This is a genomic window from Salmonella sp. SAL04214, from assembly GCF_046550615.1.
Lineage (GTDB): Bacteria > Pseudomonadota > Gammaproteobacteria > Enterobacterales > Enterobacteriaceae > Salmonella > Salmonella enterica.
The window spans coordinates 1-18,358 of the sequence record NZ_JBGDXT010000002.1 but is presented as its reverse complement, the minus strand read 5'-3'; the positions used below and the strand labels follow the sequence as shown (position 1 = coordinate 18,358).

Here is an 18,358-nt window from a genome sequence, read left to right as displayed (position 1 = left end):
TCCGGCGTAAGTCGGACTTCATTTCGTAAAAAACGAGCTATTCATCATATATAATCTAATTTTAACGATGAGTCAGGCGAGGTAAGATAGTAGATCCGAAGAATTCACCTGATTGAGAGAATAAAAAGTGAAACATCTGCACCGATTTTTTAGCAGCGATGCCTCTGGGGGCATCATTCTCATCATCGCCGCTGCGCTGGCTATGCTGATGGCCAATATGGGCGCGACCAGTGGATGGTATCATGATTTTCTGGAGACGCCGGTTCAGCTACGGGTTGGGGCGCTTGAAATCAACAAAAACATGCTGCTGTGGATCAACGATGCGCTGATGGCCGTGTTTTTCCTGTTGATTGGTCTGGAAGTTAAGCGCGAACTGATGCAAGGCTCGTTAGCCAGTCTGCGCCAGGCCGCTTTTCCGGTGATTGCCGCCATCGGCGGGATGATTGTACCGGCATTGCTCTATCTGGCCTTTAACTACTCCGATCCGGTCACTCGCGAGGGCTGGGCTATTCCTGCCGCGACGGATATCGCCTTTGCGCTGGGCGTGCTGGCGCTGTTGGGCAGCCGGGTTCCGCTGGCGCTGAAAATATTCCTGATGGCGCTGGCGATCATCGATGATCTCGGCGCCATCGTTATTATCGCACTGTTTTATACCAGCGATCTTTCTATCGTCTCGCTGGGCGTGGCGGCGTTCGCGATTGCCGTGCTGGCGCTGCTGAACCTGTGCGGCGTCAGACGGACTGGGGTATATATTCTGGTCGGGGCAGTGCTGTGGACGGCGGTACTGAAGTCCGGCGTTCACGCGACGCTGGCAGGCGTCATTGTCGGTTTCTTTATTCCGCTGAAAGAAAAACACGGTCGCTCGCCGGCGAAGCGTCTGGAGCATGTTCTGCACCCGTGGGTCGCGTACCTGATCCTGCCGCTCTTCGCTTTTGCGAATGCCGGCGTTTCTCTTCAGGGCGTCACGATTGACGGTCTGACCTCCATGCTGCCGTTGGGAATTATTGCCGGTCTGCTGATTGGTAAGCCGCTGGGGATTAGCCTGTTTTGCTGGCTGGCGCTGCGTTTCAAGCTGGCGCATCTGCCGCAGGGGACCACTTATCAGCAAATCATGGCGGTCGGCATTTTGTGTGGCATTGGCTTTACGATGTCCATCTTTATCGCCAGCCTGGCATTTGGCAATGTCGATCCGGAACTTATTAACTGGGCGAAATTGGGCATTTTGATTGGTTCATTGCTCTCCGCAGTAGTGGGGTATAGCTGGTTGCGCGCGCGTTTGAACGCGCCGGCATAACCAGTACGAAGGAAAGGGGGAGCGATGTATCGCTCCCTTGCGACATTGAACAGGGAGAGGAATGAGCATGTCTCATATTAACTACAACCATCTTTATTACTTCTGGCATGTCTATAAAGAAGGTTCTGTCGTGGGTGCCGCAGAGGCGCTTTTTCTGACGCCGCAAACCATTACTGGTCAAATTAAAGCCCTGGAAGAGCGTTTACAGGGGAAGCTATTTAAACGTAAGGGACGCGGTCTTGAGCCCAGCGAACTGGGCGAGCTGGTTTTTCGCTATGCGGATAAAATGTTTACGCTAAGCCAGGAGATGCTGGATATCGTCAATTACCGCAAAGAATCAAACCTGTTGTTTGATGTCGGCGTCGCCGATGCTTTATCCAAGCGTCTGGTCAGCAGCGTTCTGGATGCGGCGGTGGTGGTGGATGAACCCATACATCTGCGTTGCTTTGAGTCGACGCACGAAATGTTGCTCGAACAGCTCAGCCAGCACAAGCTGGATATGATTATCTCCGACTGCCCGATAGATTCCACGCAGCAGGAGGGACTATTCTCAGTCAAAATCGGCGAATGCAGCGTCAGTTTCTGGTGTACGAATCCGCTTCCTGAAAAAGCGTTCCCTGCCTGCCTGGAAGAGCGACGGTTGCTGGTGCCGGGACGGCGCTCGATGCTGGGGCGTAAGTTGTTGAACTGGTTTAATTCGCAGGGGTTGCAGGTTGAGATCCTCGGTGAATTTGATGACGCGGCCTTAATGAAGGCGTTTGGCGCGACGCACGATGCGATTTTTGTGGCGCCGAGCCTTTATTCGCTGGATTTTTATGCCGATGAGTCGGTAATAGAGATTGGGCGCGTGGAGAATGTCATGGAAGAATATCATGCGATTTTTGCCGAGAGAATGATCCAGCATCCGGCGGTGCAGCGTATTTGCAATGCGGACTACTCGGCATTGTTTAAACTACAGTAGACATACCTACCGTAATACTTCCGGCTGCGGAACTAGCCCGCAGCCGGAATCATTCTACAAGTTCAGCAGGCTACGGTACTGCCCACCTTCGCGGATAAACACCGGAATTCTGTTCAGTGGCGTAGCGTAATGCAGCGTCTGCCCTCCTGAATAGCTTTCACCGGTCGCAAGATCCGTCCATGTTTCCCCTTCTGGTAGCCAGACATCACGCTCGCGCATACCTTCATGCATGACGGGGGCGATCAGCAGGTCAGGACCAAAACAATACTGGTCGGTGATTGCCCAACTTGTTTCCTGTTCGGGGAATTCAAAGAACAGGGGGCGCATCACTGGCGTATTGTGCTTATGGGTTTCCTCCATCAGCGCTTTGATATAGGGCTTGAGTTTTTCTCGCAACGCCAGGCAACCTGTCAGTACGTCGCATACTTCCTCACCGTAGCTCCAGACCTCGTTCGGCGCACCTGTAGGGCACTGGGCGATACCATCCCGGTACGGTTGTGCGGGTAAAATCTGCGGATCGCGGTTGCCGTGCAGACGCATCACCGGGCTAAAGACGCCCCACTGGAACCAGCGAATCAGCAATTCATGGAATTTCGGGTCGTGAATATTACCGCCATGAAAACCGCCGATATCCGTCGTCCACCACGGTATCCCCGCGATTCCCATATTGAGTCCGGCAGCAAACTGGTTGCGCAGCGATCTAAACGAGGAGTGAATATCTCCTGACCAGACCAGAGCGCCGTACTTCTGACTGCCGGCCCAGGCGCAGCGTAGCAGGTTGATAACCTGGTCTTCGCCATCGGCTTTCATGCCGTCAAAAAAGGTTTTAGCGTACATACGTGGGTAGATATTGCCCACTTCCAGTACCGGCCCGGCATGGTAGCGATAGTTGTCGTAGTCGTAAACGCTGAACTCAGGTTCGGCTTCATCTAACCAGAATAACTTCACGCCTTTATCGTAATAGTTGCGTTTGGCTTTGCCCCAGACGTAGTCGCGCGCGCCCGGATGAGTCGCATCAAAGTAAGTGGTATTGCCGAGGAAATCCATATTGATCGGCAAGCCACGTTCCGTTTGTACCAGCCAGCCGTTTTCGCGCATCTCCCGATAGCTTTCGGTACGGTTATCCACCGTCGGCCAGACGGAGACCATCAGCTCAATTCCCAGCGATTTCAGCTCGGCAATCATGGCATCAGGATCGGGCCAGTCGCGCGCATCGAACATCCAGTCACCCTGATTCGGCCAGTGAAAGAAGTCGATTACGATCACTGAGATAGGCAGATTGCGGCGCTTATATTCGCGGGCGACCTCCAGCAGCTCTTCCTGCGTACGATAACGGAGTTTGCACTGCCAGAAGCCCATGGCGTAGTCCGGCATCATCGGCGGTGTGCCGGTAGCCAGCGCGTAAGCCCGGCTAATTTCTGCCGGGGTATCGCCAGCCGTGATCCAGTAGTCCAGCTGTTCGCTGACCTGCGCTTCCCATTCGGTAACGTTTTGGGCAAAGGTTACGCGTCCGACTGCCGGGTTGTTCCATAAAAATCCGTAGCCCAGACTGGAGAGCATAAACGGTACTGAGGCCTGGGAGTTACGTTGCGCCAGCTCAAGCACGCATCCTTTGAGATCCAGGTTGGCCTGTTGATACTGCCCCATACCATAAATTTTTTCCCCTTCGGTGGCCTCGAAGCGGGCTTTCAGTGAATATTTCCCACCCTGAATAGGGCGGAACTCGCGTCCCTCAAGGTTGAGTGCGCTGACGTACTGGCCGTGAGATGATTCATCCTCGCCAATTTCGCCCCGCAGGCGCCAGAACTCCTGCAACAGGGGTTTGTGTGGATGGCGGTAAAAGGTAACCTGTCCTTTTTGATTGACGATAGCGATAATTTTGCCGTTGGTCAGCGTTGCCTGGTGGTGCTCATAATCAATGTGGCACTGGCTTTCTGCGACTGGCTCAGTCAATGCCCAGTCTTCATTTCTCATTACCGGCAGATGACGGCCGCTGCGTACGCGCAGGCTGTTCTCGCCCCAGGGTTCAATCCATAAATAGCGATCGTTTTGCTGCCAGACCAGACGACGCGGGTCTTGTTGCATAAATGGCATGGTGGTGCCTCCCATATTCGAGGGTGAAGGTAAAGAACGTTATGAGTTGACGGTTTCCAGATCGTGGCGAATCTTCTCTTCCATCGCTTCGTATTTGCGAAAGAAAAGTAGTGGGATCGCTGCGAGCGCGAAGAGTAGGGCGGGTGCCCAGATAAAGGCCCAGATAATTCCCTCCAGACCCGCAGCACTCTGGGCATGGTTGGGGACATAGCCAAAACTGTTCATGATCCAGGCGGCGAAAGCGGTGCCGAGGCCACTACCCATCTTGATGCAGAAGGTGCTGCCGAAGGCGATAAGAATGCCGGTAGCCTTAATACCGGTCTTCCAGGCGCCGAAATCGACGGCGAAGCCCAGCATGGCAAACGGCATTGAGCAGGCGATACCGCTGCCGATATTGCCGAGTATCCAGGCGGCGATGAGGAAAGTAATGTTGTCCGCTGCCAGCCACATCATGACGCCGCCAAACGTGGCGACCAGCAGACCGCCTACCCATATCCAGGTTTTAGCCAGGTATTTGCTAAAGAAGGGGATAGCGATGATAAACAGGATCTGAATCGTCGCCAGGCTGTTAATCAGCGGTACCAGATCTTTACGGTCGAGGTTGTAGGTCAGATAATAGACAATGGTCGTGTTGCGCTGCTGTAGGGCAATCCAGAAGATCAGATTAGCCAGCACCATCAGGATCCACGGCCAGTTACCTTTCATCGCCGCGAAACTTTTTTTCATCGGCAACTTAGGTTCATGCTGTATTTTATCCGTATCCATTTCACGAATGTTTTTAAACGCAAAGAGCGTTAGCGCGCAGGATATAATGGCAAACGTAATTGCCGTATAAATAAAACCAGCGTGATCATCACCGTTACCTAAAAAAGCGACTAACGGCAAGGCGGTCGCGTTCATTAATAAAACCCCAATTTGCCCACCGGTCATTCGCCAGGAATTTAAAACCAGTCTTTCCTTGGGAGATAAGGTCATCAGGGGTAATATTGCACTGAGTGGTGTATTAAGTCCGGTAAATAGAATGCTGGCAATCATATAAGATATTGCTGCATAGATGGCTTTTCCTGTCATACTGATATCTGGAGACCAAAATGACAGCGCACTGAATACCGCAAAAGGCAGCGGTAACCATAAAAACCAGGGACGACATTTACCGTAGCGTGAACGCGTTTTATCGATGATGATCCCCCATATGGGGGCGTCTATGCCATCGATAATACGCGCCAGCAGCAGGATAACGCCTGCTACGGCAAGGCTAATGCCCGCAACGTCTGTGTAGAAATATAAAATGTACGTTGAACCGAAGCAGTACAGCAGATTACCCGCCACATCCAAAGAGCCGTAGCTAATACGCTGTAGTAAAGACAATGATGCTGACCCGGAAGGCTGGGTATCCTCAATGACAGAACTCATAATGATAACTCCGATATTGGTACGATACGCCCAGAAAAACAACCTCTACTTTCTAAGCAAGTTTTGAATATTATTTTTATGTCGTTTCTGAATTTAACCTCAGATTAAAATGAGTAAGTAAGGTGTACATGAAAAGTAGTTAACCCGACGGCATCAATCAATTATTAAATCTTACATCAGGATTGCGTTTATTAGTTTTTGAATGGGCGATGTTTTTATTTGCTAAGGTGGTCACAATTTTTTCAGTAATGAAATAAGAAAAGGAAAACAGTGAAAGAAAATAACTTTCAAGTATTACGTGACTGAGGGAGGGATAGCTGAAAAAATAGGCTGGTCAGGAAGAGCGTGAACGAGTGAGGTCAGCGCCAGTGGTTGACGAGCAAAACGGCAGATAGCAGGCATAAAAAAACCCGCTTTACGCGGGTTTTTTTACAAAGCTGATAACAAGCAGGCGATTAAGCCAGTTTGTTGATCTGTGCAGTCAGGTTAGCTTTATGACGTGCAGCTTTGTTTTTGTGGATCAGACCTTTAGCAGCCTGACGGTCCACGATCGGTTGCATTTCGTTAAATGCTTTCAGTGCAGCAGCTTTGTCGCCAGCTTCGATAGCTGCGTATACTTTCTTGATGAAAGTACGCATCATAGAGCGACGGCTTGCGTTGTGCTTACGAGCCTTTTCAGACTGAACGGCGCGCTTCTTAGCTGATTTGATATTAGCCAAGGTCCAACTCCCAAATGTGTTCTATATGGACAATTCAAAGGCCGAGGAATATGCCCTTTTAGCCTTCTTTTGTCAATGGATTTGTGCAAATAAGCGCCGTTTAAATTGCAGCACTCGTTGCGTAGTGATGGCGCAGGATTCTACCAGCTTGCGTGCTGTGAATACAGCCTTTCCATGAGAAAAATTGCATTAAGCGGCGGGTTTTGGGGCGGAGTTTGCCGCATGGCGATGAAAAGCATCTTCTTTATGTTTCATCAGGGCAATAGTCGGTTAACCTTGACCGCTGTACAAGGTATACTCTTGCGATTTTCACTGTTTTGAGTCAGACATGAAGCTGATACGCGGCATACATAATCTCAGTCAGGCCCCGCATGGGTGTGTGCTGACCATTGGTAATTTCGACGGCGTACATCGGGGGCATCGCGCTCTACTGCAGGGTTTGCAGGAAGAAGGACGCAGACGCGGTCTGCCGGTGGTGGTCATGATTTTCGAACCGCAGCCGCTGGAGCTGTTCGCGACGGATAAAGCGCCCGCCCGCCTGACGCGCCTGCGTGAAAAACTGCATTACCTTGCGCAGTGCGGCGTGGACTATGTGCTGTGCGTGAAATTCGATCGCCGCTTTGCCGCTTTGACGGCGCAAACGTTTATCAGCGAACTGCTGGTGGAGCGACTTGGCGTGCAATTTCTTGCCGTCGGCGATGATTTCCGCTTTGGTGCTAGCCGCGCGGGCGATTTCTTGTTATTACAGAAGGCGGGGGCGGAGTATGGTTTTGCGGTTTCCAGCACCCAAACCTTTTGTGAAGGCGGCGTGCGTATCAGTAGTACCGCAGTGAGACAGGCGCTGGCGGAGGATAACCTGGCGCTTGCCGAAAGCCTGCTGGGACATCCCTTTACTATTTCCGGGCGTGTCGTTCATGGCGACGAGCTGGGACGTACCATTGGCTTCCCGACGGCGAACTTACCGCTGCGCCGTCAGGTCTCCCCGGTCAAAGGGGTCTATGCGGTGGAAGTCACCGGGCTTGGCGATAAGCCGTTACCCGGCGTAGCGAACATTGGCACTCGTCCAACGGTGGCTGGCGTGCGTCAACAACTGGAAGTGCATCTGCTGGATGTTGTAATGGACCTCTACGGTCGCCATATAGATGTAATACTGCGTAAAAAGATACGTAATGAGCAGCGATTTGCGTCGCTTGATGAGCTAAAAGCGCAAATCGCACGCGATGAGTTAACGGCCCGCAAGTTTTTTGGGCTAGCCGGGCAGGTGTAACCCTGACGGTGTTTATCAAACCGAAATACGGAACCGAGAATCTGATGAGTGACTATAAATCGACCCTGAATTTGCCGGAAACAGGGTTCCCGATGCGCGGCGACCTCGCCAAGCGTGAACCGGGAATGCTGGCGCGTTGGACCGATGATGATCTGTACGGCATCATTCGTGCGGCCAAAAAAGGCAAAAAAACCTTCATTCTGCATGATGGCCCTCCATATGCGAATGGCAGCATTCATATTGGTCACTCAGTTAACAAGATTCTGAAAGACATTATCGTGAAGTCCAAAGGACTGTCGGGATTTGACTCGCCTTACGTGCCGGGCTGGGACTGTCACGGTCTGCCTATCGAGCTGAAAGTCGAGCAGGAGTTCGGTAAGCCGGGCGAGAAATTCACTGCCGCTGAATTCCGCGCCAAGTGCCGCGAATATGCCGCTACGCAGGTTGATGGCCAGCGTAAAGACTTCATTCGTCTGGGCGTGTTGGGCGACTGGTCGCATCCGTACCTGACCATGGACTTCAAAACCGAAGCCAACATCATCCGCGCGCTGGGCAGAATTATCAAAAACGGTCATCTGCACAAAGGCGCTAAGCCGGTGCACTGGTGCGTTGACTGCCGTTCCGCGCTGGCGGAAGCGGAAGTTGAATATTACGACAAAACGTCACCGTCTATCGACGTGGCGTTCCGCGCCGTCGATCAGGATGCGGTGAAAGCGAAGTTTGGTCTGCCGGGCGTGAGCGGCCCAGTGTCGCTGGTTATCTGGACCACCACGCCGTGGACTCTGCCGGCTAACCGCGCCATCTCCCTGGCGCCGGACTTTGATTATGCGCTGGTGCAGATTGACGGCCAGGCGGTGATTCTGGCGAAAGATCTGGTTGAAAGCGTCATGCAGCGTATTGGCGCGGCTGAATACACCATTCTCGGCACCGTTAAAGGCGCGGAGCTGGAACTGCTGCGCTTTACCCATCCGTTTATGGGCTTTGACGTGCCGGCGATCCTCGGCGATCACGTCACCCTGGACGCAGGTACCGGCGCGGTACATACCGCCCCTGGTCACGGCCCGGATGACTACGTGATCGGTCAAAAGTATGGCCTGGAAACCGCTAACCCGGTTGGCCCGGACGGCGCTTACCTGCCAGGCACATATCCAACGCTTGACGGTGTTAACGTCTTCAAGGCGAACGATATCGTTATTGAACTGCTGAAAGAAAAAGGCGCGCTACTGCATGTCGAAAAAATGCAGCACAGCTATCCGTGCTGTTGGCGTCACAAAACGCCGATCATTTTCCGCGCGACCCCGCAGTGGTTCGTTAGCATGGATAAAGAAGGGCTTCGTCAACAGTCCCTGAAAGAGATCAAAGGCGTTCAGTGGATCCCGGACTGGGGTCAGGCGCGTATTGAATCAATGGTCGCTAATCGTCCTGACTGGTGTATCTCACGTCAGCGTACCTGGGGCGTACCGATGTCGCTGTTCGTGCATAAAGAAACGCAGGAGCTGCTGCCGATTGAGCGTACTCTGGCGGCGATGGAAGAGGTGGCGAAACGCGTCGAAGTTGACGGTATCCAGGCGTGGTGGGATCTCGACCCGAAAGAGATCCTCGGCGAAGATGCCGATCAATACGAGAAAGTTCCGGATACGTTGGACGTTTGGTTTGATTCCGGTTCCACCAGTTACTCCGTGGTTGATGCACGTCCGGAATTCGCCGGTCATGCTGCCGATATGTATCTGGAAGGCTCTGACCAGCATCGCGGCTGGTTTATGTCCTCCCTGATGATTAGCGTGGCGATGAAAGGCAAAGCGCCATACCGCCAGGTACTGACTCACGGCTTCACCGTCGATGGTCAAGGGCGCAAGATGTCCAAGTCCATCGGTAACACCGTGTCGCCGCAGGATGTGATGAATAAACTGGGCGCGGATATCCTGCGTCTGTGGGTGGCGTCTACTGACTATACCGGCGAAATGGCGGTCTCTGACGAGATCCTCAAACGTGCTGCCGACAGCTATCGTCGTATCCGTAATACCGCGCGCTTCCTGCTGGCGAACCTCAATGGCTTCAATCCGGCCACCGATATGGTCAAACCGGAAGAGATGGTGGTGCTGGACAGGTGGGCGGTGGGCTGCGCGAAAACGGCGCAGCAAGAGATTCTGAAGGCATACGAAGCTTACGACTTCCATGAAGTGGTACAGCGCCTGATGCGCTTCTGCTCCGTTGAAATGGGCTCGTTCTACCTCGACATCATCAAAGACCGCCAGTACACCGCGAAGGCCGATAGCGTCGCGCGTCGTAGCTGCCAGACTGCGCTGTATCATATCGCAGAGGCGCTGGTTCGCTGGATGGCGCCGATCATGTCCTTCACGGCTGATGAAATCTGGGGCTACCTGCCGGGCGAGCGTGAAAAATATGTCTTCACCGGCGAATGGTACGACGGGTTGTTTGGCCTGGAAGAGAATGAAGAATTTAATGACGCATTCTGGGACGATGTCCGCTATATCAAGGACCAGGTCAACAAAGAGCTGGAAAATCAGAAAGCCAATGGCATCAAATCGAACCTGGAAGCAAAAGTGACGCTGAAATATGCTGACGATGCTAACGGTACGATCAAGAAGCTGAAACTGTTGGGTGAAGAGGTCAGATTTATCTTCATTACTTCCCAGTTCGTGATTTCTGAGCAAGCGGGGGGTATTGATGATGAAAATATTCAGTACAATGCTGGTAATACGACAGTTCAGGCAGTGGTAACGCGTGCCGAGGGTGATAAGTGTCCGCGCTGCTGGCACTACACTACTGATGTCGGCAAGGTGGCGGAACATGCAGATATCTGCGGACGCTGTGTCAGCAACATCGCCGGTAATGGCGAACAACGTAAATTTGCCTGATGAGTAAACCACTCTGTTCAACAGGACTACGCTGGCTATGGCTGGTAGTAGTCGTGCTGATTATCGATTTGGGCAGCAAGTACTTGATCCTCCAGAATTTCGCTCTGGGGGATACGGTAGGGCTGTTCCCGTCGCTTAATCTGCATTATGCGCGTAACTACGGCGCGGCTTTTAGCTTCCTGGCGGATAGCGGCGGCTGGCAGCGCTGGTTCTTTGCCGGGATTGCGATAGGGATCTGCGTAATTCTTTTAGTGATGATGTATCGCTCGAAAGCGACGCAGAAGCTGAATAACATCGCTTATGCGTTAATCATCGGCGGCGCGCTGGGTAACCTGTTCGACCGCCTGTGGCACGGCTTTGTTGTCGATATGATCGATTTTTACGTCGGCGACTGGCATTTCGCGACGTTCAACCTTGCCGATAGCGCGATCTGTATCGGCGCGGCGCTGATAGTACTGGAAGGCTTTTTGCCGAAGCCGACAGCGAAAGAACAGGCATAAGCGTAAATACCGGGTGGCGCTTATCCGGTTTTGTAGGCCTGATAAGCGCAGCGCCATCAGGCAAACGTGGTGCCGGATGGCGGTGAAAACGCCTTATCCGGCCTACGGTTTTATCGTCCTTTGTGCCTCCGGGCAAAACACGTGAGCAATTTGCATGTCTAAATCCGTACAGAGCAACAGCGCGATCCTCGTTCACTTCACCCTGAAACTGGATGATGGCTCAACGGCGGAATCTACCCGCAATAACGGCAAGCCAGCCCTGTTCCGTCTTGGCGATACCTCGCTTTCCGAAGGTCTGGAGCAGCAGCTTCTGGGGTTGAAAGAAGGGGAAAAGAAAGCGTTTTCGCTGGAGCCTGACGCCGCGTTTGGCGTCCCCAGTCCGGACTTGATCCAGTATTTCTCGCGCCGTGAGTTTATGGCGGCGGGCGAACCGGAAGTCGGGGCGATTATGCTTTTTACCGCAATGGATGGCAGCGAAATGCCTGGCGTGATTCGCGAAATCAATGGCGACTCGATTACCGTTGATTTTAACCATCCGCTGGCCGGGCATACCGTTCACTTTGATATTGAAGTGCTGGAAATCGATCCGGCGCTGGAGGCATAAACATGCAGATCCTGTTGGCCAACCCACGCGGTTTTTGCGCCGGGGTAGACCGCGCTATCAGCATTGTTGAAAATGCGCTCGCTATTTACGGCGCGCCAATTTACGTTCGGCACGAAGTCGTGCATAACCGCTATGTAGTGGACAGCCTGCGCCAGCGCGGGGCGATCTTTATAGAGCAAATTAGCGAAGTGCCGGATGGCGCCATTCTGATCTTCTCCGCTCATGGGGTTTCCCAGGCGGTGCGTAACGAGGCGAAAAGCCGCGATCTTACCGTTTTTGACGCCACCTGCCCGCTGGTGACGAAAGTCCATATGGAAGTGGCGCGCGCCAGCCGTCGCGGTGAAGAATCTATTCTCATCGGCCACGCCGGGCACCCGGAAGTGGAAGGCACCATGGGTCAGTACAGCAACCCGGAAGGGGGGATGTACCTGGTTGAGTCGCCAGAGGACGTCTGGACGCTGAATGTCAAAAATGAAGGCAAGCTCTCCTTCATGACGCAAACCACGCTTTCCGTGGACGATACGTCCGATGTGATTGATGCGCTGCGTAAACGCTTTCCGAAAATCGTCGGCCCGCGCAAAGACGATATTTGCTATGCCACTACTAATCGTCAGGAAGCGGTGCGGGCGCTGGCGGAGCAGGCTGACGTAGTGCTGGTGGTCGGCTCGAAAAACTCTTCTAACTCTAACCGATTGGCGGAACTGGCCCAACGGATGGGAAGAACCGCGTTTCTTATCGACGATGCGGCGGATATCCAGGAGGCGTGGGTGAAAGAAGCCGCCTGCGTCGGCGTCACCGCTGGCGCTTCCGCGCCGGATATTCTGGTGCAGAATGTTATTGCGCGCCTGCGCGAGTTTGGCGGCGGCGAAGCTGTCACGCTTGAGGGGCGCGAAGAAAATATTGTTTTCGAAGTGCCGAAAGAACTGCGTGTGGATGTTCGTGAGGTCGAATAAGATTTCACAATTCAGAAATCTGCCTGATGACGCTACGCTGACCAGATCTTAAGAATTTCTTTTGATATTCAATGTGCGACAGGAAAAATAAGGCGTAGTCGTCATCCGGTGCTAATGCCCCACCTTTTTGCTATTCATCTGAAAAACCAGCACAATCGTTGCTGGTTTTTGGGTTGTAATACCTACAGGGATAAGGGAAATGGGCAAAATAAAATATGGATTGCCAACGTTACTCGCCATCGGCTTTTGGATGGACGCGGCAAGCGCCACGGTGCTGGAGCTACCCGCCTGGGAGCGAAACTATACCGGGACTATCGCGGGGAAACCGGTAAACGTTAATATCACGCGATTTGGTAACTCTCTTAATGGGTATTACTGCTATGAACCTTGCAATCAGCACAAGGCAGTGATTGTTCTACGCGGCTCACTCCAGGATAAAGAGGTGTATCTTGAAGAACGCGTAAAGGCGCTTTCGGGTTACTGGAATGCGGAAATCTCCAGCAGTGAGATTAAAGGCGAATGGACGTCCGCAGATAAAAAACGACATTTTCCTGTTGCCCTTATCTACCTCAAACCTAAAAACTCCCCTGATATTGTGCTGGTCACGAACACGAATGATGCAGGGGGTTACGACCCTTCCAAAGAGATTGATTGCGGCAATACGCCGGCCATTTCGGCGATAAAATTATACCGTGATGGTAAACTCATACAGACCTTAGATACCGCCTCGGTGGGCACTTGTAGCCCGTTTATGCCTCAATGGGGGGATGTCAATTTTGATGGCTACCCGGATCTGTCGATTGTAACAGAGCTACTTGCAGGGCCGGATGCTCCAGTACAAACATGGCTCTATGACCCCGCCAAACAGCGTTATGTTGATGCGCCAGCGTCTTATCAGGAAATCACTTCACCAGAGATCGATGCTGAACATAAACAGATTGTCAGCTATTGGCGCGGCGGTTGCTGCAGCCATGGCGTCAATGTGTATCGCTGGAAAGGAAAAACGATTGAACTGATCGATCGCGGTGAAAGCTACTTTCAGCCTGTGATCAGTAAAGGCAAAATGTATAACTGCTACATGATACCTTCCTACGCTGATGGGCGTATTATTTATCCGCTAGTACGTAAAAATGGTCATTTGACGCCGCCTTTTAGCCTTGATGGGACGTGTCAATCTTTTTGGCTAACCGGTAATGTTCGTACCGTGATTCAGGCAGAAAAACCCGGCGCTGAGCCCGAATCGCTTGAGATTCAGTGGCAGGAAAACAAAGCATCGCCAGGGCGTTTTTGCCCATTAGTTCCGTTTGTCGAAGGTAATAAGCTAAGTCCGCGTCTGGTGACGGATGACGATGTGCCTGATACCTGTATCAGTCGCGCTGAGTATGAAGATATAAAACAATAGGTCAGGAGAGCGTTAATGACAGCATCCCTACACATTATTCTTGATACCGATCCGGGCATTGATGACGCGGCTGCGATTGCCGCTGCGCTGTTCGCCCCCCAGCTTGATCTGCAACTAATAACCACCGTCGCAGGCAATGTTTCCGTTGAAAAAACGACCCGTAATGCGTTGCAGCTTCTGCATTTCTGGGACGCCGATGTGCCACTTGCACAAGGGGCCGCGACGCCGCTGGTGCGTCCGCTACGTGATGCGGCATACGTCCACGGCGAATCCGGCATGGAAGGCTATGATTTTGTCGACCATCAGCGCCAACCGTTGGCGAAGCCTGCGTTTATCGCTATCCGGGATGTGTTGATGAACGCCCCGGAGCCCATGACATTAGTGGCGATTGGGCCATTGACCAATATTGCGTTGCTACTGATGCACTATCCGGAGTGCGCGTGTAACATTCGCCGTCTGGTGTTGATGGGCGGTTCCGCAGGGCGCGGCAATTTTACGCCTAATGCTGAATTTAACATTGCTGTCGATCCGGAAGCCGCCGCCCACGTATTTCGTAGCGGCATTGAGATTGTGATGTGTGGGCTGGACGTTACAAATCAGGCAATGCTCTCGCCAGATTTTCTGAATAAACTGCCCGCGCTGAATCGCACCGGTAAGATGTTGCACAGCCTGTTCAACCATTATCGCAGCGGTAGTATGCGCACTGGCGTCCGGATGCACGATCTCTGCGCGATCGCCTGGCTGGTGCGTCCGGAGCTTTTTACCCTGCAATCCTGTTTTGTGGCCGTAGAAACGCAGGGGGAATATACCGCAGGCACGACGGTCGTTGATATTGAAGGGCGTCTGGGGCAGCCCGCCAACGCGCAGGTGGCGCTGGCGCTGGATGTGGACGGTTTTCGTCAGTGGGTGGCTGAGGTGTTTGCCTATGCGCCGTAATTACATGTTGGCGCCATAATCTCATACTTTGCCGCGATAGAGTCTCTCCGGCCTGCCCACTTTCCCGTAGCTGATCTCCGCTTCGAGAAAGTTATTTTTCACGCCTTGTTCAAGATAGCGTCGGGCAGTGGTTTTACTGCTGCCCAGAATTTGCGCCAGAGTGTCTGCTGTATGTACTGCCTGCGGGTCGGCGAATATTTGTCGTACCCGGTTGAAGGTGTTTTCATCAATTCCCCGCAGTCCGCTATTCGGTTCTGCGGTTTGTTCTTTGGCCTGGATATTAAATAAGGCATCAACGTGCGTCTGGTTTGCCTGCTCACTGGAACGTAACGAACTGCGGTAACGGGTGAACCGCTCCAGGGTATGCTGCAGGCGCTGATAATGTACCGGCTTAATCAGATAATCGAATACGCCCATGCGTAAGGCATCGCTGATGGTATCCATATGATTGTCGGCGGTAATGAAAATAATTCGCCCCGTGTAGTTGGTGCTGATGGTATGACGAATTAAATCGATCCCTTTGCCATCGGGTAAAAAATTATCCAATAGAATTAACTGTGGTTGATAGAGGCGTATTTGCTTCTTTGCACTTTCCAGTTTGTCTGCGATGCCGACGATTGAAAACTGGGGAAAAAGCTTGATGGTGTCCACCAGGATTTCCGCTAGCATCGGTTCGTCTTCAACGATGAGTGTCGTAATGCTATCCATGTTATTCTTCTCTGGTAAAAGGGATATAGAGGGTAAAAATGGTGCCAAAAGGATTATTGTTATCGACGATAATGTCGCCATTGGCCTGCTTGACGTAGCTGTGCACTAACCATAATCCAATTCCGTGATCGCCGTTGTTGTGGGTGGTCACTCCACGCTCGAAAATATGCTGGCGGATATTTTCGTCAATACCACATCCCTGATCGGCAACTTCAATAATGACTTCATTACCTTCGCTGTTGATCAGGCACTCAATCTGTCGCGAGCCTTCGCTATTGAGCAGGGTGGCGTTATAGGCGTTGTCCAATAAATTGCCAACAATCGAAATCCATTCATTATGCGAGAGCGATGACGGCAGGTGTTCAACAAAGCTTGAAGGATCGAAAATCAGCTCCAGCCCCAGCTCTTTTGCCCGATAATATTTACCGATTAATAGCCCCGCAAGGTGGTGGTCGCGGAAATTATGGGAAATAAAATCGAGTACTTTCTGGTGGCTTTCCGACTGCTGCTGAATCAGCGCCAGCGCATTATCGTAGCGCTTCAGGAACAGCAGTCCGGCAATGGTGGAAATAAGGTTGCGATGCTCATGCTGCACGGCGCGCAGGTTATCGGCGTATTGCCGCACCTGACTTAACTGCAGGCTGAGTGTATTGATATCGTCTTTGTTGCGAAAGCTAATAACCCAGCCCTGAGGCTGGTTGTCAATAATGACCGCCATGCGACTGGCGATGACTTTCATTTGGTTAAAGGTGACGATCTCATCTTTTTTGTTTTTTTGCGGCGCATCGTAAAAGAAGGCCTCCGGCAACACGATATGGTGGATTGCATAGCCAATGAGTTCAGACTCCGGTTGGCTCAGATTCAGTAAGCGGCGAGCCGTTTGGTTAATGGCGGTAATACGGTGATGGGAGTCAATGGCGATCAACCCTTCAAATACCGACTCAAACAACACGCTTTGCTGAATTAATAGTTGTGAAAGCTGCTGCGGCTCCATGTTAAGCATCTGCTTTTTAATATGCAGCGAGAAGCGGCGGGCGCAGTACAACAGCACCAGCAGCAGTAACGCCATCGGGAACAGCAACGAGCTGATTTGTAAGTTAAGCCAGCTATCCAACTGTTCCAGAGTATAGCCGACGGAAACAATACCAATGACTTTACCGGTACTGTCCTGAATCGGGGATTTACCACGTAGGGAAGAGCCTAATGAACCTTTGCGCACCGATACGTAGCTTTTAGCGTTATACAGCGCGTCGTCGCTATCGCCGCCCTCCATATATTTGCCGATCTCATCCGGGTTGACGTGATACAGTCGCTGACCTTTTTCGTTGCCAACGGTAATGTAAGTCGCATCCGAAAACGAGCGCATTGGGTCAATCAGCGCTTTGATGCGTGACAAATCATGCGCCTCTACGGCTTCAACTAATTCTGGCATAGCGGATATTTGCATTGCCTGAATAAGCGCACGTTGGCCCACCTGATAATGCAGGCGCTCTTTCGTGATATCGGTCAGATACCAGGTGATTGCCAGCATCACGATGGTGGATGTAAACAGGATCAGTAGAAATATCCGGTTTTGAAACGAGCGTCTGGCAAACCAGTGTGTAATTTCCCGTATAAACATATTGGTAGTTAGATATTTAATTACGGTATTTTCTTGCATTCGGCATCACCGGAACCTGAACCAGTTCATACTTACTTTTCTTTCAGAAAAAATTTGGATGAAAATGGGATACGACATGCGTATCCCATCCACTATTACATCGCCAGCACGTACTTGAGCATCACGCCCGCCGCAATGGCCGAGCCAATCACCCCGGCCACGTTCGGGCCCATAGCGTGCATCAGCAGGAAGTTCTGCGGGTCTGATTCCAGGCCCACCTTGTTCGACACCCTGGCTGCCATCGGCACCGCCGACACCCCCGCCGAACCGATAAGCGGGTTGATTTTGTTCTTACTGCACAGGTTCAGCAGCTTCGCCATCAGCACCCCGGCGGCAGTCCCGATACCAAAGGCAATCACACCCAGCAGCAGAATGCCCAGCGTCTGCGGCTGCAGGAACTTATCCGCGACCAGCTTCGCGCCCACCGACAGTCCGAGGAAAATGGTGACGATATTAATCAGCCCGTTCTGTACCGTGTCGCTCAGACGCTCCACCACGCCGCTTTCACGCATCAGATTGCCAAAGCAGAACATTCCCAGCAGCGGCGCGGCGTCCGGCAGCAGCAGCGCCACCAGTAGTAACAGCACCACCGGAAAGAGGATTTTTTCCCGCTTACTCACCGTGCGCAGCTGCACCATGCGGATTTTGCGCTCCGTCTCCGTGGTCAGCGCCTTCATAATCGGCGGCTGGATTAACGGCACCAGCGCCATATACGAGTACGCCGCCACCGCGATGGCCCCCAGCAGCTCCGGCGCCAGCTTGCCCGACAGATAAATCGCCGTCGGACCGTCCGCGCCGCCGATAATGCCGATGGCCGCCGCCTGCGGCAGGGTGAAGGAAATCAGGCCGAAGTAGTTCAGCGTCAGCGCCCCCAGCACGGTGGCGAAGATGCCGAACTGCGCCGCCGCGCCGAGCAGCAGGGTGCGCGGGTTGGCCAGCAGCGGGCCGAAGTCGGTCATCGCGCCGAC

General features: G+C 52.6%; 16 protein-coding genes. 10 read left to right on the top strand and 6 right to left on the bottom strand.

Annotated elements, in window-relative coordinates; genetic code table 11:
- Nucleotides 1-127: 127 nt before the first annotated feature.
- Complete coding sequence (gene nhaA, locus ACLJQD_RS03290; RefSeq protein ID WP_000681340.1) at nt 128-1,294, top strand: Na+/H+ antiporter NhaA; 1,167 nt, start codon at nt 128-130, stop codon at nt 1,292-1,294.
- Nucleotides 1,295-1,355: 61 nt separating this feature from the next.
- On the top strand, nt 1,356-2,255 hold the full coding sequence (gene nhaR, locus ACLJQD_RS03285; protein ID WP_000062872.1) for a transcriptional activator NhaR: 900 nt from the start codon (nt 1,356-1,358) through the stop codon (nt 2,253-2,255).
- 54 nt (nt 2,256-2,309) lie between these two features.
- Here the strand turns inward: nhaR and ACLJQD_RS03280 are convergent, their stop codons facing one another.
- The 3 genes from ACLJQD_RS03280 to rpsT all read right to left on the bottom strand — a co-directional run bounded on the left by ACLJQD_RS03280 (nt 2,310) and on the right by rpsT (nt 6,481).
- Complete coding sequence (locus ACLJQD_RS03280) at nt 2,310-4,349, bottom strand: TIM-barrel domain-containing protein (protein ID WP_001116452.1); 2,040 nt, start codon at nt 4,347-4,349, stop codon at nt 2,310-2,312.
- 39 nt (nt 4,350-4,388) lie between these two features.
- Complete coding sequence (locus ACLJQD_RS03275) at nt 4,389-5,762, bottom strand: MFS transporter (protein ID WP_000099989.1); 1,374 nt, start codon at nt 5,760-5,762, stop codon at nt 4,389-4,391.
- Nucleotides 5,763-6,217: 455 nt separating this feature from the next.
- Entirely contained in the window at nt 6,218-6,481 is a 264-nt protein-coding gene (gene rpsT / locus ACLJQD_RS03270; RefSeq protein ID WP_001518655.1) for a 30S ribosomal protein S20, read from the bottom strand.
- A gap of 105 nt (nt 6,482-6,586) precedes the next feature.
- Between rpsT and ACLJQD_RS03265 the strand changes: the two genes are divergently transcribed.
- The 8 genes from ACLJQD_RS03265 to rihC all read left to right on the top strand — a co-directional run bounded on the left by ACLJQD_RS03265 (nt 6,587) and on the right by rihC (nt 15,022).
- Complete coding sequence (locus ACLJQD_RS03265) at nt 6,587-6,802, top strand: DUF2575 family protein (RefSeq protein WP_001726890.1); 216 nt, start codon at nt 6,587-6,589, stop codon at nt 6,800-6,802.
- Between the two features lie 7 nt (nt 6,803-6,809).
- Nucleotides 6,810-7,748 (top strand): bifunctional riboflavin kinase/FAD synthetase, encoded by a 939-nt coding sequence (gene ribF / locus ACLJQD_RS03260; RefSeq protein WP_000767311.1) that lies wholly within the window; start codon nt 6,810-6,812, stop codon nt 7,746-7,748.
- Between the two features lie 44 nt (nt 7,749-7,792).
- The gene (ileS, locus tag ACLJQD_RS03255) at nt 7,793-10,627 is read left to right on the top strand and encodes an isoleucine--tRNA ligase (protein WP_001674865.1); all 2,835 of its coding nucleotides are present in this window, start codon (nt 7,793-7,795) and stop codon (nt 10,625-10,627) included.
- Entirely contained in the window at nt 10,627-11,127 is a 501-nt protein-coding gene (gene lspA / locus ACLJQD_RS03250; RefSeq protein WP_000042736.1) for a signal peptidase II, read from the top strand. Before ileS ends, lspA begins: the two co-directional genes overlap by 1 nt.
- A 154-nt stretch (nt 11,128-11,281) precedes the next feature.
- On the top strand, nt 11,282-11,731 hold the full coding sequence (gene fkpB, locus ACLJQD_RS03245) for an FKBP-type peptidyl-prolyl cis-trans isomerase (RefSeq protein ID WP_000047269.1): 450 nt from the start codon (nt 11,282-11,284) through the stop codon (nt 11,729-11,731).
- 2 nt (nt 11,732-11,733) lie between these two features.
- Nucleotides 11,734-12,684, top strand: coding sequence for a 4-hydroxy-3-methylbut-2-enyl diphosphate reductase (gene ispH / locus ACLJQD_RS03240; RefSeq protein WP_001166428.1), 951 nt, complete (start codon nt 11,734-11,736; stop codon nt 12,682-12,684).
- A gap of 199 nt (nt 12,685-12,883) precedes the next feature.
- Nucleotides 12,884-14,086: an XAC2610-related protein gene (locus ACLJQD_RS03235; protein WP_017441789.1), complete on the top strand. Its 1,203-nt coding sequence runs from the start codon at nt 12,884-12,886 to the stop codon at nt 14,084-14,086.
- Between the two features lie 15 nt (nt 14,087-14,101).
- Nucleotides 14,102-15,022 (top strand): ribonucleoside hydrolase RihC, encoded by a 921-nt coding sequence (gene rihC, locus ACLJQD_RS03230; RefSeq protein ID WP_017441790.1) that lies wholly within the window; start codon nt 14,102-14,104, stop codon nt 15,020-15,022.
- 21 nt (nt 15,023-15,043) lie between these two features.
- On the opposite strand, the gene ACLJQD_RS03225 is transcribed toward rihC, so the two are convergent.
- The 3 genes from ACLJQD_RS03225 to ACLJQD_RS03215 all read right to left on the bottom strand — a co-directional run.
- Nucleotides 15,044-15,730 (bottom strand): response regulator, encoded by a 687-nt coding sequence (locus tag ACLJQD_RS03225; protein ID WP_000377415.1) that lies wholly within the window; start codon nt 15,728-15,730, stop codon nt 15,044-15,046.
- A gap of 1 nt (nt 15,731) precedes the next feature.
- Complete coding sequence (locus tag ACLJQD_RS03220) at nt 15,732-17,351, bottom strand: sensor histidine kinase (protein ID WP_023166950.1); 1,620 nt, start codon at nt 17,349-17,351, stop codon at nt 15,732-15,734.
- 134 nt (nt 17,352-17,485) lie between these two features.
- Nucleotides 17,486-18,358 (bottom strand): sodium ion-translocating decarboxylase subunit beta (locus ACLJQD_RS03215; RefSeq protein ID WP_080201815.1); only part of this gene is annotated, 873 nt, incomplete at its 5' end.

Excerpts from the sequence above, each read along its gene's own strand:
- nhaR (WP_000062872.1), top strand. The coding sequence starts at position 1,356 with ATGAGCATGTCTCATATTAACTACAACCATCTTTATTACTTCTGGCAT.
- ACLJQD_RS03280 (WP_001116452.1), bottom strand. The coding sequence starts at position 4,349 with ATGCCATTTATGCAACAAGACCCGCGTCGTCTGGTCTGGCAGCAAAAC.
- ACLJQD_RS03275 (WP_000099989.1), bottom strand. The coding sequence starts at position 5,762 with ATGAGTTCTGTCATTGAGGATACCCAGCCTTCCGGGTCAGCATCATTG.
- ribF (WP_000767311.1), top strand. The coding sequence starts at position 6,810 with ATGAAGCTGATACGCGGCATACATAATCTCAGTCAGGCCCCGCATGGG.
- ileS (WP_001674865.1), top strand. The coding sequence starts at position 7,793 with ATGAGTGACTATAAATCGACCCTGAATTTGCCGGAAACAGGGTTCCCG.
- lspA (WP_000042736.1), top strand. The coding sequence starts at position 10,627 with ATGAGTAAACCACTCTGTTCAACAGGACTACGCTGGCTATGGCTGGTA.
- fkpB (WP_000047269.1), top strand. The coding sequence starts at position 11,282 with ATGTCTAAATCCGTACAGAGCAACAGCGCGATCCTCGTTCACTTCACC.
- ispH (WP_001166428.1), top strand. The coding sequence starts at position 11,734 with ATGCAGATCCTGTTGGCCAACCCACGCGGTTTTTGCGCCGGGGTAGAC.
- ACLJQD_RS03235 (WP_017441789.1), top strand. The coding sequence starts at position 12,884 with ATGGGCAAAATAAAATATGGATTGCCAACGTTACTCGCCATCGGCTTT.
- rihC (WP_017441790.1), top strand. The coding sequence starts at position 14,102 with ATGACAGCATCCCTACACATTATTCTTGATACCGATCCGGGCATTGAT.
- ACLJQD_RS03225 (WP_000377415.1), bottom strand. The coding sequence starts at position 15,730 with ATGGATAGCATTACGACACTCATCGTTGAAGACGAACCGATGCTAGCG.
- ACLJQD_RS03220 (WP_023166950.1), bottom strand. The coding sequence starts at position 17,351 with ATGTTTATACGGGAAATTACACACTGGTTTGCCAGACGCTCGTTTCAA.